At 64.1% G+C, this 14,295-nt stretch carries 15 protein-coding genes; 8 read left to right on the top strand and 7 right to left on the bottom strand.

The window, feature by feature from the left end; genetic code table 11:
- Positions 1-87: 87 nt before the first annotated feature.
- From AArcCO_RS09720 to AArcCO_RS09705, 4 genes are all read left to right on the top strand, one after another.
- A complete protein-coding gene (locus AArcCO_RS09720; protein WP_259533234.1) occupies positions 88-1,344 on the top strand; it encodes a DUF7289 family protein in 1,257 nt (418 codons plus the stop codon).
- Between the two features lie 78 nt (positions 1,345-1,422).
- Positions 1,423-1,569: a hypothetical protein gene (locus AArcCO_RS09715; RefSeq protein WP_259533233.1), complete on the top strand. Its 147-nt coding sequence runs from the start codon at positions 1,423-1,425 to the stop codon at positions 1,567-1,569.
- A gap of 16 nt (positions 1,570-1,585) precedes the next feature.
- On the top strand, positions 1,586-1,900 hold the full coding sequence (locus AArcCO_RS09710) for a DUF5658 family protein (RefSeq protein WP_259533232.1): 315 nt from the start codon (positions 1,586-1,588) through the stop codon (positions 1,898-1,900).
- Between the two features lie 66 nt (positions 1,901-1,966).
- Entirely contained in the window at positions 1,967-2,419 is a 453-nt protein-coding gene (locus tag AArcCO_RS09705; protein WP_259533231.1) for a hypothetical protein, read from the top strand.
- A 22-nt stretch (positions 2,420-2,441) separates the two neighbouring features.
- Here AArcCO_RS09705 and AArcCO_RS09700 read toward each other — a convergent pair whose 3' ends face one another.
- The gene (locus tag AArcCO_RS09700; protein WP_259533230.1) at positions 2,442-4,829 is read right to left on the bottom strand and encodes a heavy metal translocating P-type ATPase; all 2,388 of its coding nucleotides are present in this window, start codon (positions 4,827-4,829) and stop codon (positions 2,442-2,444) included.
- 431 nt (positions 4,830-5,260) lie between these two features.
- Here AArcCO_RS09700 and asd point away from each other — a divergent pair, with 431 nt between their 5' ends.
- Positions 5,261-6,301 (top strand): aspartate-semialdehyde dehydrogenase, encoded by a 1,041-nt coding sequence (gene asd / locus AArcCO_RS09695; RefSeq protein WP_259533228.1) that lies wholly within the window; start codon positions 5,261-5,263, stop codon positions 6,299-6,301.
- A gap of 117 nt (positions 6,302-6,418) precedes the next feature.
- Entirely contained in the window at positions 6,419-7,156 is a 738-nt protein-coding gene (larB, locus tag AArcCO_RS09690; RefSeq protein ID WP_259533227.1) for a nickel pincer cofactor biosynthesis protein LarB, read from the top strand.
- Positions 7,157-7,201: 45 nt separating this feature from the next.
- Here the strand turns inward: larB and larE are convergent, their stop codons facing one another.
- Positions 7,202-8,017, bottom strand: a complete 816-nt coding sequence (gene larE, locus AArcCO_RS09685) for an ATP-dependent sacrificial sulfur transferase LarE (RefSeq protein WP_259533226.1) — start codon at positions 8,015-8,017, stop codon at positions 7,202-7,204.
- Between the two features lie 120 nt (positions 8,018-8,137).
- The gene (locus AArcCO_RS09680) at positions 8,138-8,743 is read right to left on the bottom strand and encodes an AsnC family transcriptional regulator (protein WP_259533225.1); all 606 of its coding nucleotides are present in this window, start codon (positions 8,741-8,743) and stop codon (positions 8,138-8,140) included.
- Between the two features lie 126 nt (positions 8,744-8,869).
- On the opposite strand from AArcCO_RS09680, the gene AArcCO_RS09675 reads away from it, so the two are divergent.
- The gene (locus AArcCO_RS09675) at positions 8,870-9,067 is read left to right on the top strand and encodes a heavy-metal-associated domain-containing protein (protein ID WP_259533224.1); all 198 of its coding nucleotides are present in this window, start codon (positions 8,870-8,872) and stop codon (positions 9,065-9,067) included.
- A gap of 122 nt (positions 9,068-9,189) precedes the next feature.
- Positions 9,190-11,175 (top strand): 3-hydroxyacyl-CoA dehydrogenase/enoyl-CoA hydratase family protein, encoded by a 1,986-nt coding sequence (locus AArcCO_RS09670; RefSeq protein ID WP_259533223.1) that lies wholly within the window; start codon positions 9,190-9,192, stop codon positions 11,173-11,175.
- Positions 11,176-11,430: 255 nt separating this feature from the next.
- On the opposite strand, the gene AArcCO_RS09665 is transcribed toward AArcCO_RS09670, so the two are convergent.
- The 4 genes from AArcCO_RS09665 to AArcCO_RS09650 all read right to left on the bottom strand — a co-directional run bounded on the left by AArcCO_RS09665 (position 11,431) and on the right by AArcCO_RS09650 (position 14,228).
- Positions 11,431-12,144, bottom strand: a complete 714-nt coding sequence (locus AArcCO_RS09665; RefSeq protein WP_259533222.1) for a competence/damage-inducible protein A — start codon at positions 12,142-12,144, stop codon at positions 11,431-11,433.
- 85 nt (positions 12,145-12,229) lie between these two features.
- Positions 12,230-13,039, bottom strand: coding sequence for a DUF5803 family protein (locus AArcCO_RS09660; protein ID WP_259533221.1), 810 nt, complete (start codon positions 13,037-13,039; stop codon positions 12,230-12,232).
- A complete protein-coding gene (locus AArcCO_RS09655; protein ID WP_259533220.1) occupies positions 13,036-13,704 on the bottom strand; it encodes a DUF2110 family protein in 669 nt (222 codons plus the stop codon). The genes AArcCO_RS09660 and AArcCO_RS09655 overlap by 4 nt, the downstream gene beginning before the upstream one ends.
- Positions 13,704-14,228 (bottom strand): transcription factor, encoded by a 525-nt coding sequence (locus tag AArcCO_RS09650; protein ID WP_259533219.1) that lies wholly within the window; start codon positions 14,226-14,228, stop codon positions 13,704-13,706. Before AArcCO_RS09650 ends, AArcCO_RS09655 begins: the two co-directional genes overlap by 1 nt.
- Between the last annotated feature and the right edge of the window lie 67 nt (positions 14,229-14,295).

Raw genomic sequence — 14,295 nt, 5'->3', positions numbered from 1 at the left:
GCGGTCGTCGGCGTGGTCGTCGCGGTTGGGGCGGTGGCGATCGCGGACGTCGAGGAGTCCGCCCAGGCGAGCCAGGCGGAGGCGGCGATGACGCAGTTCGACTCCAGCGCTGCGGAAGTCGCGCTCGGGGAGTCGCCGAAGAAGTCAGTCCGGCTGGGTCAACACGGCGGGAGCGGGAGTGTTTACGTCGACGAGGGTGCAGGCGAAATTACTGTCACGTGGATCGACGAGAACGAAACCGAGGTTCCGATCGCCGAAGAACAGTTCGGCAAAGTCGTCTACGAATCCGGGGACCGGACAGTCGCCTACCAGGGTGGTGGCGTCTGGCGCGCCGAGAACGGCTGGAGCAAGATGGTGTCTCCGCCCGAATACCATTATCGGGATCGGACGCTGACGTTTCCGATGGTAAAAGTCGAGGGCGACACGTCGGGGGCGTCACCCGGCGACCAGATTACAGTCAGCGAGTCCGACTTCGATCGTCACTTCCCGAACGAAACACACACCAATCCTCTCGAGGGTGGACACGTTCACGTTGAGGTGACCAGTGACTACCACTACGGATGGAAAGAGTTCTTCGAGACCAGAACTGACGGGAGCGTCACGCACGACCCAGATAACCGGACAGTGTGGGTGAATCTTACTGTACCCTTTCAGGAGACGTTCGAACATGGAGTTGCGACAACTGATGAAGATGGCGTAGAAGATAGACATAACAGCATTCAGGGCGAGTGGGCGGAAGGCGTCTATCGTCCCTCAGTTAGTCCCCAAATCGACGATCAGATCGACTATTGTGAGACAGAAGACTGTAAAGACCTCTCGGATGCTGTCGAATCGAATACTATTCAGAACGGAACGTATTACGCCGATGAAGATGAATCGTTCGAGGACATAACTTTTGACACTACGTCGGGTGATATCGATCTCGTGGTCGATGGGGACGTTACGTTGGATGATGCAGATATCGATGGTGATGGGCTAGTTACATTTTACGTCAGGGGTGACGTGACAATCAGCGGTAACGCGGAGATGAACACCGACGAGGATCCAGAGAACTTGCTCGTGTTAGTCCACTCGTCAAACACAACTGTTTCTATTTCTGGCAACTCACAGTTGACCGGATTTATTTATGCACCATACTCGGAGGCTACCCTCGACGGCGGAGGAGAACAATCCCCTAATATCCAGGGCGCGTTAGTCATCGAATCCGTGGATTTCAACGGGAATCCGTCCGATCTCGTTTACTCGGGAGGTGCGTCGCTGGACTTCGAAATAGATAACGACGAAATTTCGTCGATCACCTACCTCCACGTCACCGAAAACCGGGTCGAAGTTACGGCCGACTGACACCGGCTACTCTCTATCACACCCGATAATTCGGGGCGGAACTTTTTGTACTAAAAGTGGAAACCTCCGAGCGTACAGATGGCAACCGATTCCACACGACTGGACGTCGACGGCGCGACGGAAGCCCCCGTCGACAGCTATCTCACGCCGGCGATCGATTTCCTGTTGATCGTGACGTTCACGATCCTCGTGTCGGTCGCCGCCGTCGCACTGATGATTCCCTAGCCCATGGATCGATCGAATGGAGCTTCTGGTTCAGTACGAGCGCGAGCTGTGGATCGCTGCGGTTCTGCTGTACGGGATCGGCGACACCGTCTCGACGCTCGTCGGTCTCTCGTTCGGCGGCGTCGCCGAGGCCGGACCGCTTGCCGCGCCGGCGATGAAGACGTACGGGTACGCCGGACTGCTGGGACTGAAACTCGCCGTCTTTGTCTCCTTCGGCGCGGTCTGGTCGGTCCTGTACACCCCCGCCCGGGTCGCGGTGCCGCTGGCGCTGGCGACGGTCGGCGGGCTGGTCACCGCCTGGAACGCAGTCGTCATCGTGACTGCCGTATAGCTGCCGTCGCTTCTGCCCCGATCTCTCGATCCGCCGGGTTATAAGGAACCGAGGAGAGTCACCGCTATGGAATCGGCACTCGACCGGAACGTCACGCTGCGTCAGGTGCTCGCCCTGTTGCTGGTCGTCGCAGTCGTCAGCCTGGCGTTCGGGATCATCCTGGGGGGACTGGTGGTCACTCCGGATCCGGCCGAGCCTGCTGATCCGCCGTCTCCGGCGGTGTTCTCGGCGGACACACACGCCGACGAGGACCGTATCGTCTACACGTTCGTCCCCGATTCCGAAATACAGCTCCCCTATCGGATTTCGTACGCCGTCTTCGAGAACGGAACCGAAATCCGGCGTGTCGACGAGGCGACGGAGAACCTCTCGGCGGGCGAGCCGCTGGTCGTGGAGACCGACGATCGGGTACCGAGAGCCGAGTACACGATCGAGGTCTCGATCCGCGACGAACACGACCGCACCGTCTACGACGCCCGGATCACCGTCGGGCCGCTCGCAACCGGGGGCGAAGGCTGATCGGGCGACCACGGGAATCCGGCTACGAATCGGCGGGAGAGATCCGGGAGAGCCGAAGGGCGTTGCCGGTGACGGCGACGGTCATACCGGCATCGCCGATCAGCACCGCCGCCCAGACCGGCACCAGTCCGAACGGGACGCCGGCAGCCAGAAGCGCCTTCGCCGCGAGGCTCGACCAGATGTTCTGTCTGATGACGCCGTTCGCACGGTGTGACAGTTCATAGAGGTACGGCAGCCGAGAGAGATCGTCCCCCATGAGTGCGATGTCGGCGGTCTCGATCGCGGTGTCGGTACCGGCCGCGCCCATCGCGATCCCCACGTCTGCCGTCGCAAGCGAGGGGGCGTCGTTGACTCCGTCGCCGACCATCGCGACGCCGCGCCCCGACTGTCCGAGTTCCTCGATCGCCGCGACTTTCCCTGCCGGCAGAAGTCCTGCACGGTACTCGTCGACGCCGACCTCGGCGGCGATCGCACCTGCGGTCCGCTCGTTGTCGCCGGTGAGCATGACGATCCGACCGATCCCGAGCTCCCGGAGCCGGTCGACGGTCGCTTTCGCTTCCGGCCGGAGCTCGTCGGCGACGGCGATCACCCCCTCGAGTTCGTTCTCCGTGCCGACCAGCACGACCGTTTTCCCCTCCGATTGGAGCCGGGGGATCGTGTCCTCGAGCAGGTCGAGACAGTCGTTTCGCTCGCAGATGCTCCGGCTTTTTGCGGTGACGATCCCGCCGTCGGTGGCGGCGTGGACGTGGCTCAGATCGAACCCGAGTTCCTCGAAGAGCCCGGGCTTGCCGGCGTAATGTCGTCGCTCCCCGACGGTCGCCTCGACGCCTTTGCCGGTGAGGCTCTCGAAGTCGCCGACGGAGGGCCGGTCGATTCCCCGATCGGCGGCGTGTTCGACGATCGCCTCCCCGATGGGATGCTCGGACCGGGACTCGATCCCCCGGGCACACCGGAGGACATCCGCCTCGCTGTTGCCGTTCAGCGGGACGACGTCGGTGACGACCAGCTCCCCTTTCGTGAGGGTGCCGGTCTTGTCGAGCGCGATCGTGTCGATTTCGCCCATCGTCTCGAGGTGGTTGCCTCCCTTGATGAGGACGCCGTTCTTGGCGGCGCTCGTGATCCCGGAGACGACCGAGACGGGCGTCGAGATGACGAACGCGCACGGGCACGCGAGCACCAGAAGCGTCAGCCCGTAGAGGAACCACACCTCCCAGGCCCCCGGGAACGTGTAGCTGTAACCGGCCAGAAGCTCGACGGTCAGCCCGTCGGCGATGAAAAACGGCGGAACGATCGCCGTGAGCACCGCCAGCGCGACCACGATCGGGGTGTAGTAGCCGGCGAACCGGTCGACGAACTGCTCGCGTTCGGTCCGGTTCGCCCGGGCGTCCTCGACCAGCTGGATGATCCGCGAGAGGGTGTTGTCGGCGGCCTCGGCGGTGACTTCGACCTCCAGGTACCCCGACTCGTTGATCGTCCCTGCAAACACCTCGTCGCCGGGCATCTTGTCGACCGGCACTGACTCGCCGGTGATCGGCGCCTGGTTGACGGCACTTTCACCCGCCTGGACGGTGCCGTCCATCGGAATCTTCTCGCCGGGCCGCACGATCGCGACGTCGCCGATCCGGACGTCCTCGACGGGGATCGTCCGTTCCTCGCCGTCCCGCCTGATAGTCGCTTCGTCCGGCGAGAGGTTCAAAAGCTCCCGGAGTGAGCTCCGTGCCCTGTCGATGGAGTACTGTTCGAGCAGTTCCGCCACGCTGAACAGGAACGACAAAAGCGCCGCCTCCAGGTAGAGTCCAGCCCCGAACCCGAAACTGGCGAGCAGCGCGCCGATGATCGCAATCGAGATCAACAGGTCGATGTCGAGGCTCCGGTTTCTGGCGGAGTAGTAGCCGTTCGTGAGGATCGTCTCCCCGGCGGCCGCCGTCGCGACGAGAAAGAGCACGTCGGCGACGAGCAGCTCCCGCCCCAGGAGTACGGCCACTTCCGCGTTGACCCCGGTGAGCAGGAACTCCACCAGGAGTCCGGCGATCGCGAAGATCCCGCTGATCCAGGTTTTTATGGCCCGCTCGCTGTGCCAGACGCTGTCGGGGTCGCCGACGGCGCTTTTGTCCTTACCAGCTCCGGCATCGTCATCCACGTTGGCGGTGGTGTCGGTGACGCCCGGGAGTGGAACAGACGACCCTGCAATCGAGTAGCCCGCGCGTCGGACGGCCGCGGCCAGCTTTGCGGGGGTGAGACGGTCGGGATCGTACCGGACGATCACTTTCCCCGCCGTCGGACGCGTTTCGTACGCGAGGATCCCGTCAGTCCGATCGAGCGAGTTTTCCACTTTTCCGGCACACGACGGACAGTCCATCTCCGGGACCGCGAGTTCGAGCCGTTCGGTCCCGCCGGCTTCGTCGCTCATCAATCGGCGCTTGGGGATCGGGGTTTATTAATTGAGCTATTATCTTTTAAGTACTGATTGTTAACATGCCCGGGCAGCTCCGCATTCTCGTCGCTGCAAAAGCGAGATATCGCCCGGAACACTAACGTCCGGTCTCATCTCCGGCGGCGTGCCGCGTCGACCGGGAAACCCTCGTGCCGGGCGGTCCGCTGTGTGCCGCGGACGCGCTGTCGCGTGCCCGGGTTCGTCGCTCTGTCATCGCACCCGTCCGGGTGAACTCGGGCGAGGACTTGAGGCACGCAGCATATGGTAGGGCTCCCGGTGCTTTACTTGTTTTGTCTGTCGGGCTTCCCCGATACCGATCCGCGTTCGTCCCGGCAGGGCGACGCTTCAGACGGCGATTTCGACGCGAACCCGAACCGACTTATGTCCCTGTAGCCCATCCACAGACAATGACTGTACAGGTAGGCATTCTCGGCGCGACCGGCGCGGTCGGACAGCGATTCATCCAGCTTCTCGACGACCACCCGACGTTCGAACTCGCCGCGGTGACCGCGAGTGAAGCCAGCGCGGGCAAGCGGTACGCGGAGGCGGCGAAGTGGCGTGTCGACACCCCGATCCCGGCGGATGTCGCGGGGATGGAGGTCGTCGAAACGATTCCAGAGGCGGTCCCCGACGACGTCGACCTGCTGTTCTCCTCGCTCCCCTCGGGCGTCGCGAGCGAGATCGAGCCGGCGTTCCTCGAGGACGGCTACGTCGTCTCCTCGAACTCCTCGAACGACCGGATGGCCCCGGACGTACCGCTCACGATTCCGGAGATCAATCCGGATCATCTCGGACTGATCGAGGTCCAGCGGGACGAACGTGGCTGGGACGGTGCACTGGTGAAGAACCCGAACTGTTCGACGATCACGATGGTCCCGACCCTGGCAGCACTCGACGAGTTCGGGCTCGAAAGCGTCCACGTCTCGACGCTGCAGGCGGTCTCGGGGGCGGGGTACTCCGGCGTCACCTCGATGGAGATTATCGACAACGCCCTTCCCCACATCGGCGGCGAAGAGGAGAAGATGGAGACGGAATCCCGGAAGCTGCTTGGCTCGTTCGACGGTGCCGAACTCGAGCTTCACGACGCCGACGTCTCCGCCTCCTGCAACCGGATCCCGACGATCGACGGCCACCTCGAGAACGTCTTCGCCGGACTCACGTCGGAACCGGACGCCGAGGAGGTCCGGGCGGCGATGCGATCGCTGCCGGGGATCGACCTCCCCAGCGCCCCCGACCAGTTGATACACGTGTTCGGCGAAGCACAGCCCGACCGGCCCCAACCCCGCCTCGACAGGATGACCGAACGGGGAATGGCGGTCGTCGCCGGCGGGATCGAGACGACCGTCGACGGGGTGAAGTACAACTGTCTGGCTCACAACACGATCCGCGGCGCGGCAGGCGCGTCGATCCTCAACGGCGAGCTGCTGGTCGAAGAGGGCTGGATCTGAGCAGTCTCCGGGACGCCAGGAGCGACCCTCACGGAGACTTCTTCCCACCGCATGGAACACGCGTTCCCCAAGGCGGATGGCGGTTAGCTTTTCTTCGTCGACGCCCGGAGGGGGTGCATGGATCTACAGGACGTACTCGAAGACGTCGCCTCGGGTGAGCGAACGGTCGAGGAAGCCAGACGGGAGCTGGACGGGTACACTCGCGTCGACGATTTCGCGCGCCTCGACACCGGTAGGGGAGACCGCGCCGGGATCCCGGAGGTCGTCCTCGGAGACGGAAAGTCGATCGACCAGTTGCGCTCGATTGCGGATTCGTTTCTCGACGAGCAGGGACATGTCGTTTTCACCCGAGTCGACGAGGCGGCAGTCGACACGCTCGAGGCGCTCGCCACCAACGTCGGCTGGTATCCGGACTCGCGGGTCCTCGTGCTCCGAACTGCCGCGTACGAACCGCCGGAGCCGGAGGGCACGGTCGCGGTGGTCTCCGGCGGGACGTCAGACGTTCCGGTGGCCGAGGAGGCCGCCGTGACGGCCGGCGAGATGGGGTGTACTGTCGAGACGTTCTACGATGTCGGCGTGGCCGGCATCCACCGGATCCTCTCGGAGGCCGAAGCGCTTTCAAACGCCGACGCTGTCGTCGTCGCCGCCGGACGGGAGGGTGCCCTGCCGACCGTCGTCGCCGGGCTCGTCGACAGCCCGGTGATCGGCCTGCCGGTGTCGATCGGATACGGTCACGGCGGGGATGGCGAGGCGGCACTCGCGGGGATGCTGCAGTCCTGTACCGTGCTCTCGACGGTGAACATCGACGCCGGGTTCGTCGCGGGCGCGCAGGCGGCACAGATCGCCAGAACCTGACCGACTCCCTACTTGATCGACTCCCTACTCACTCGGGGAAGCCGATCAGTTCCCGCCACCCGGGCTCACGCTCCCGGTCCGATAGCCTTCGAGGTCCAGGGTGACGGTGTCGAAGCCGGCGTCCCGAACGTGTTCTCTTGCGACCCGTGCGAACGTCGGATCCAGCGCCGCTTCGAGTTCGTCCGCGCAGATTTCGATCCGGGCCATCCCGTCGTGGTCCCGGACGCGGAACTGGGAGAACCCCCACTCGCGCAGGAACTGTTCGGCGCGCTCGATGCGGGAGAGCCGCGCTTCGGTCACTTCCTGTCCGGTCGGGATGCGGGAGGAGAGACAGGCCATCGACGGTTTGTCCGCAACCGACAGGTCGTACGACGAGGCGATGGCGCGAACCTGTGCTTTGGTGACGTCGTGCGCCAGAAGCGGCGAGTACGCCTCCTGTTCCTCGACAGCTTGCAGCCCCGGCCGATGGCCGCCGTCGACGTCGCTGGCGTTGGTGCCGTCACAGACGGTGTCGATTCCTAGCCTCGCTGCGGCGTCGGACAGTTCACCCAACCGCATCGTCCGGCAGTAGTAACACCGCTTGTCGTCGTTTTCGACGAACCGATCGTCGTCCAGCTCGCTGAACGAGACGGTCTCGTGTCGGATTCCGATCTCCCGAGCGACGCGTTTCGCCGACTCGAGCTCCGCCTCCGGGAGCGTTTCGCTTCTGGCGGTCACGGCGACGGCGTCGTCGCCGAGGGCGTCGTGTGCGAGTGCGGCGACGACCGAGGAATCGACGCCGCCACTGAACGCGACAACGATGCCGTCCCTGGAGGCGAGGTCCGCCGTTATCTCCTGGATGATGCCGGCGATGTCAGACATTAGTCGTGGGTACCACGAGCGAGACGACCCTAACACTTTCCCTCCGAGACCACCCTCTCGTCCTCGTCTTCGGGCGGTCTCCGAACTCGACGGATCTCCGGACTCGATGGATCTCCGGACTCAGGCGCCTTCCTTTGCCCCTTCCTGTAGCCGTTCGAACCGTTCCTCGAAGTTCGCCAGACACGAGCCACAACAGAAATGATACAGGGTGCCGTCGATGCGGGCCGACTCTCCCTCGCTCGTGACGGTGTTGCCACATTCGACGCACTCGACGGCCAGTTCGGCGTTCCCCAGCGTGGGCGACCACGACGATCCGGCGAGGAGTTCGACCTCGAGTCCCCTGAGCAGCGTTTCGTCCTCACCGAGCAGCTCCGAAACCAGCGGTCTGACGTCCCCGTCGGAGACGATCGCGACGAACACCAGGTCGCCGGCCGCCGTCAGGAACGCGTGTTCGACCCTGTCGTGGGCTGAAACATCCTCAACCGCCGGGTCCGCTGTCGGGGCGAGTGTCACGGTGATCAGCAGGCGTGCCCCCTCGGTGAGCATCGACCGGTCGAGCGTGACCGTGAACGACTCGAGAACGCCGAGCTCCTGGAGGCGGTCGACGCGGTCGGAGACAGCCGGCGGCGAGAGGCCGACGCGATCTGCGATGTCGCTGTACGGCCGTCGGGCATCCGAAAGCAGCAGTCGGAGGATCTCGCGATCGGTCTCGTCGAGCGTGCGCATGTGTCTCCGTATCTTTCCATCCTCAAGTGCGTTTTGCGTTTGCTTATGGTTCAAAACTTTACTGTCCGTCTCGACACTGGATACGAAAGGAAAACCCACATAGTTCGTGACGGAGTAGTTTCCTGTATGTCTACGACACTCACCGTGTCCGGAATGGCGTGTGATGGCTGTGAAGAGGCGGTCGTCGAAGCGCTCGAGGGCGTTTCGGGGGTCGAATCGGCGAGCGCCGATCACGAGGCCGGTACCGCAACCGCAGAGGGGGACGCCGACCGCGGGGCCCTCGTGGCCGCAGTCGAGGACGCCGGCTACGAAGTCGAGGCCTGATCGAGGCCTGTCGCCAACTCGAGGCCGAGGCCTGCCTGTTTCTTTCGGAGGAATAAACTCGACACCAGTTGTTCGTTCGTAAGATAGAAACGTTCAACCGGCGCCGCTTCGACGCGTCGGACATGAAGCTCGACGACGTCGAACACGTCACGGTACTCGGTGCGGGGAACATGGGACACGGCATCGCGGAGGTTGCGGCGCTGGCCGGCTACGACGTTCGGATGCGGGACATCAAAGCGGAGTTCGTCGAGGACGGCTACGAACAGATCGAGTGGAGTCTGGGCAAACTCGCAGAGAAGGATCGGATCTCCGAGGACGACGCCGAGGCAGCACTGGAACGCGTAACCCCGCTCGTGGATCTCGAGGAGGCAGTCGAGGACGCGGACGTCGTCATCGAGGCGGTCCCCGAGAAGATGGAGATCAAACGGGACGTCTACGAGGAACTCGAGGAGTACGCGCCGGATCACACGGTGTTCACCTCGAACACCTCGAGCCTGTCGATCACGGACCTCTCGGAGGTCACAGAACGCCCAGAGCGGTTCTGCGGGATGCACTTTTTCAACCCGCCGGTTCGGATGGAGCTGGTCGAGGTCATCTCGGGAGCTCACACGGACGAGGAGACGCTGGAGCTGATCGAGGAGCTGGCGGAAGCGATGGACAAGACGCCAGTGCGGGTCCGAAAGGACAGTCCCGGGTTCATCGTCAACCGCGTGCTCGTCCCGCTGATGAACGAGGCGGCCTGGATCGTCGAGATGGGTGATGCGACCGTCGCCGAGGTCGACTCTACGACCAAGTTCGACATCGGCCTCCCGATGGGTGCATTCGAGCTCGCAGACCAGGTCGGAATCGACGTGGGCTACCACGTACTCGAGTATATGCACGACCAGCTCGGGGACGCATACGAACCGTGCCCGGTCCTCGTCGAGAAGGTGGAAGCCGAGGAGCTTGGAAAGAAGACCGGGTCCGGGTTTTACGACTACGAGGACGGCGGTGCGGACGTCCCGACCGGCGAGGGTGACGATGACGTTCGGCTGCGACTGCTCGCAGTGATGGCAAACGAGGTCGCCGGGCTCGTCGAAAACGACGTGGCGGATCCGCCGGCGATCGACCGGGCGGTGATGCTCGGTGCCGGCTTCCCCGACGGCCCAGCGAAGATGGCCGACGACGCGGGGATCGAGACGCTCGTGGAGACACTCGAGGAGCTGTACGACCGCACTGGTGCCGCCCGATACGAGCCCGAAGCGTGTCTCACCGATCTGGCCGAATCCGGCGGAACGTTCCACGGCGAGGACGAGGGCGACTCCGAAGGCGAGGGGGACGTGTTCGACTTCGAGGCGATTTCCGTCGAGATCCAAGACCGAGTCGGTCACGTCCAGCTTTCGCGGCCACACCGGATGAACACGATCAGCGACGAACTGCTCGAGGAACTTTCGTCGGCGATCGACGAACTCGAGGAGCACGAAGAGGTGCGAGCGATCCTCCTTACAGGTGAAGGCGACCGCGCGTTCTCGGCGGGTGCCGACGTACAGAGCATGGCTGCCGGCGGTGCGGACCCGATCGCAGGCGTCGAACTCTCCCGGAAGGGCCAGCAAACCTTCGGGAAGCTCGAGGCGTGTGACATGCCGGTCGTCGCTGGCATCGACGGCTACTGTCTCGGCGGGGGGATGGAGCTGGCAACGTGTGCGGACCTCCGGATCGCGACCGAGCGATCGGAACTCGGACAGCCGGAGCACAACCTCGGGCTGCTCCCCGGCTGGGGGGGTACCCAGCGCCTCAGCCACATCGTCGGCGAGGGGCGGGCCAAGGAGATCATCTTCACCGCCGAGCGCTACGACGCCGAGACGATGGAGGAGTACGGCTTCCTCAACGACGTCGTCGACAACGAGGAGTTCGACGATCGAGCATTCGAACTTGCCCGCGAGATGGCGAGTGGACCGCCGATCGCCCAGCGGTACACGAAACGCGCGATGCTGTACGGTCGAGAGGACACCGACGCCGGGCTCGAGATCGAGGCGCAGGCGTTCGGTCACCTCATGGCGACAGACGACCTGATGGAGGGAATCACCGCCTTCATGGGCGATTCAGAGCCGGAATTCGAGGGTAAATAGCTGCGGGCGGTGGTCCGAGTGCGCCTCACCGAAGCCACCGTGGTGTGATACCACCCGACGAACGAAATCATTTAATCCCGTCCGGAAAAACTCACGCGTATGCTCCCGGTTTTACTCCAGTCGGAACCGATACCGATCGCCGAAATGGGTGCGACGGTGCTTCTGGTGTCCCTGCTCGTCACCGCGATCTGGTTGATCTACCTGTATCGCTGATCCGACCGCCGACAGAGTCGTCGACGGCCCGGACTCTCTCGACTACGTCGTCTCGGAGACTTCCGGGGAGTCGACGATCTCGATCCGGTTTCGCAGCCACGACGCCGCGTCCTCGAGCGTCTCCGGGTCCCGGGCGGTCACTTTCACTCTGACGTTCTCGCCGGGATACGAGCCGACCGATACCCCGAACGTCTCCTGGAGCGTCACCATGAGGTCGATCAGTTCGCTCTCCGGCTGTGGCGTGGTGAGAACCGTCGTGTAGGTCCGGTCGCCGCTGAACTCGTCGGCGACGAGCTGGAACATCGCCTTCATCTCGGCAGGGACGCCGGGCAGGACGTACACCGTTTCGACGACTGCCCCCGGGGCAACCCCCTCCTCGTTCGGGAGCATCCGCGCGCCCGCTGGCAGGTTAGTCGTCCCGGCGACCAGGTCCTCGGCGCTGTATCCGCCGTGGTCTTCGAGCCACGCGAGTGCTCCCTCGTGTGGCTCGACCGTCCGGCCGAACGCCGCAGCGACTGCCTCCATCGTCACGTCGTCGTGGGTCGGACCGAGCCCGCCGGTGGAGATCACTGCGTCGTATTCGGCGCGGTATTCGTTGACCACGCGGGCGATTTCCCCGACGTCGTCTGGGACCGTCGTCACCCGTCGCACACGCACCCCGCGTGCGGTCAGCTGTCCACACAGCCACGTGGAGTTGGTGTCCTGGGTGTCACCGGCGAGCAGTTCGTCGCCCACGGTGACGATGGCTACGTCCATGTCTCACGGGACGGGCGTCGGGCACAAAAACGCGCGGTCCCTGACGGCCTGATCGACCCCCCTAACCGACGAGCGGGGTAACTGCTCACCGCAGCCCCGGCGGCGGTTCGTCGTCGTCATCGTACTCGTCGAGCTCCTCTTCGACGTCCAGTCCCATTTCCTTGCGGCGTTGCGTGAGTTCCTCGATCCGACGGCGGTAGTGAAGCAGTCCGACGACGGCGATCACGGCAGCGACGCCGAGTCCGGCGGCGAAGATCCACAGGTCGCGCTGGAGGTAAAACTGGACGATGACCCTGTCACCGGTGAAATCGTCCCAGATGATGTGCTGGCGGTCGCCCTGGATTTCCGTCTCGTAGCCGCGTGGTGCGACGTTCCCGAACAGGAAAAAGTCCATCCGGCGATCGGGGGGCAAGACCACTTCGAGGGTGCCCGAAACGGGTACCTGGGCGACGAACCGCTTTGGGGTACTCGAGGCCGTAAACGCCAGCTTGTCCGCCTCGCGATCCTCGGGGAACCGGACCCAGATCTCGTCGGGTGTCTGTTCGACCTCCCCACCGTGGGCCCGGAACGTCGACCCGTTGACGACGTCACCGTCGGCGTACTGGATCCGGAACGCGTGCAGGTCGATCGGTTCCTCGGTGCCGTATCCGGTCTCTCGGTGGAGACGAACTTCCTCCCTGTCGGTCACGTTGTAGACTGCCCGATAGTTCGCCTCGGTCGTCACGACGAGATAGCCGTCCCGATCGACGTCGAGATCGTACGGTTCGGCCGGCTCCCTGTCGAGCGTCTCGTCGTCAACCTCGCCCCCACCGGTTACGTAGGCAAGGCAGCCGGCGCTGACCGCCAGCAGGACGAGCACGACGACGGCAAGAAGCAGTCGACGTCGGACCGTCATGGAACGACACAGCGGAGTTCGGCGGGGAGATACCCGCCGATCGCCGCGAGGAGCCCCGGCGGGTCGGTGTCCTCTCTACAGACGATGCTCTGTTCGAGCAATCCCAGCCGCTCGACGGTGACGATGTCCTGGGCGTGTCCCGCCCGGTTTACTGTCGCCCGCACCTCGCCGCGGGTCGCGCTGTTTACGTTCACCCGGCCAGTGCCGCGACTCCAGTCGAACAGCCGATCGCGCTCGGCGTCTGCCAGCCTCGGCGGATCGCCGGCGACGAACCGCATCGGGAGATGCTGGACGAGCCCGTATCGCTTCACGAGCTGGGCCGGGGTCCCCGGCCCCAGGCCGAGTTCGTCGGCGGGCACCTCGATCGGGCGCCCGGAATCGAGGGTGAACCCCTCATCGTCCCACGATTCCAGCGTGCCGACGTACGTCTCTCCCGGCTCCATCTCTTCGGGAATCTCGCCCCATTCCTCAGCCAGAAGGTTCTCCGCGACAGTCGCGTCCGCTCCCTCGAACTCGACCTGGACGAAGTCGTCATCGCTCCTGACGCCAATCGTCCACTCGACGTCGAGTTCCCCGACCGCGTTGTCGACGAGCGCGTTCATCCCGTCTAACGCGCGGTCCCGGGCGTCGCCCGCGACGTAGCACTTCGTAGCGAGTACAACCATCAGCTCGTCACGTCGACGTTGAGTTCGTCCCGGAGTTCTTCACGTCGCCGGTCCATCGCGTCGATCAGGTGGTCGTTTTCCATCGAGTCCAGCGGCGATCCACATTCCGGGCACTCGAATCCGAATTCCATTGCCTCCCCGAACTCGAACCGGATCGAACACACCTCACAGAGGTAAAATTCGTGGTTGCGCTCGTACTCCTCACGCTCTTCGATCGCTTCGAGCAGCCGGTGCATCTCCTCTTCGAGGTTCTCCGGGATGTTCTCGTACTCGAAGGTCCACAGGTACGTGAGCCAGCCGGAGTCCTCGTCGCGAACGCGCCGGTAGGAGGCGAGGTCGTTCTCGTAGAGGATGAACAGCGCGCGTCGAACGTCGTTGAGTTCCAGATCGAGGCGCTCGGCGAGTTCCTCGTCGGTCACCTCGCCGTCCGGCGGTGCCGCGGCGACCGGCATCCCCGTCGGTCCCACGAGTTCGTGGAGGTATTTCTGGATGACGGGATCGTTCAAGAGCTCCTCAAAAGCCATTACGGCTACGTGGGTCCGGAACTCGTTTAAAAGCTCCGGATGCGGGCGGTCTTCCGCCCCCGGTTCG

The sequence above is a fragment of the Halalkaliarchaeum sp. AArc-CO genome (assembly GCF_024972735.1).
In the GTDB taxonomy this organism is placed as follows: Archaea; Halobacteriota; Halobacteria; order Halobacteriales; family Haloferacaceae; genus Halalkaliarchaeum.
The sequence above is the reverse complement of the archived record's forward strand: the minus strand, read 5'-3'. Positions and strand labels throughout refer to the sequence as shown.

Excerpts from the sequence above, each read along its gene's own strand:
- AArcCO_RS09720 (WP_259533234.1), top strand. The coding sequence starts at position 88 with ATGACGCAGTTCGACTCCAGCGCTGCGGAAGTCGCGCTCGGGGAGTCG.
- AArcCO_RS09715 (WP_259533233.1), top strand. The coding sequence starts at position 1,423 with ATGGCAACCGATTCCACACGACTGGACGTCGACGGCGCGACGGAAGCC.
- AArcCO_RS09710 (WP_259533232.1), top strand. The coding sequence starts at position 1,586 with ATGGAGCTTCTGGTTCAGTACGAGCGCGAGCTGTGGATCGCTGCGGTT.
- AArcCO_RS09705 (WP_259533231.1), top strand. The coding sequence starts at position 1,967 with ATGGAATCGGCACTCGACCGGAACGTCACGCTGCGTCAGGTGCTCGCC.
- AArcCO_RS09700 (WP_259533230.1), bottom strand. The coding sequence starts at position 4,829 with ATGAGCGACGAAGCCGGCGGGACCGAACGGCTCGAACTCGCGGTCCCG.
- asd (WP_259533228.1), top strand. The coding sequence starts at position 5,261 with ATGACTGTACAGGTAGGCATTCTCGGCGCGACCGGCGCGGTCGGACAG.
- larB (WP_259533227.1), top strand. The coding sequence starts at position 6,419 with ATGGATCTACAGGACGTACTCGAAGACGTCGCCTCGGGTGAGCGAACG.
- larE (WP_259533226.1), bottom strand. The coding sequence starts at position 8,017 with ATGTCTGACATCGCCGGCATCATCCAGGAGATAACGGCGGACCTCGCC.
- AArcCO_RS09680 (WP_259533225.1), bottom strand. The coding sequence starts at position 8,743 with ATGCGCACGCTCGACGAGACCGATCGCGAGATCCTCCGACTGCTGCTT.
- AArcCO_RS09675 (WP_259533224.1), top strand. The coding sequence starts at position 8,870 with ATGTCTACGACACTCACCGTGTCCGGAATGGCGTGTGATGGCTGTGAA.
- AArcCO_RS09670 (WP_259533223.1), top strand. The coding sequence starts at position 9,190 with ATGAAGCTCGACGACGTCGAACACGTCACGGTACTCGGTGCGGGGAAC.
- AArcCO_RS09665 (WP_259533222.1), bottom strand. The coding sequence starts at position 12,144 with ATGGACGTAGCCATCGTCACCGTGGGCGACGAACTGCTCGCCGGTGAC.
- AArcCO_RS09660 (WP_259533221.1), bottom strand. The coding sequence starts at position 13,039 with ATGACGGTCCGACGTCGACTGCTTCTTGCCGTCGTCGTGCTCGTCCTG.
- AArcCO_RS09655 (WP_259533220.1), bottom strand. The coding sequence starts at position 13,704 with ATGGTTGTACTCGCTACGAAGTGCTACGTCGCGGGCGACGCCCGGGAC.
- AArcCO_RS09650 (WP_259533219.1), bottom strand. The coding sequence starts at position 14,228 with ATGGCTTTTGAGGAGCTCTTGAACGATCCCGTCATCCAGAAATACCTC.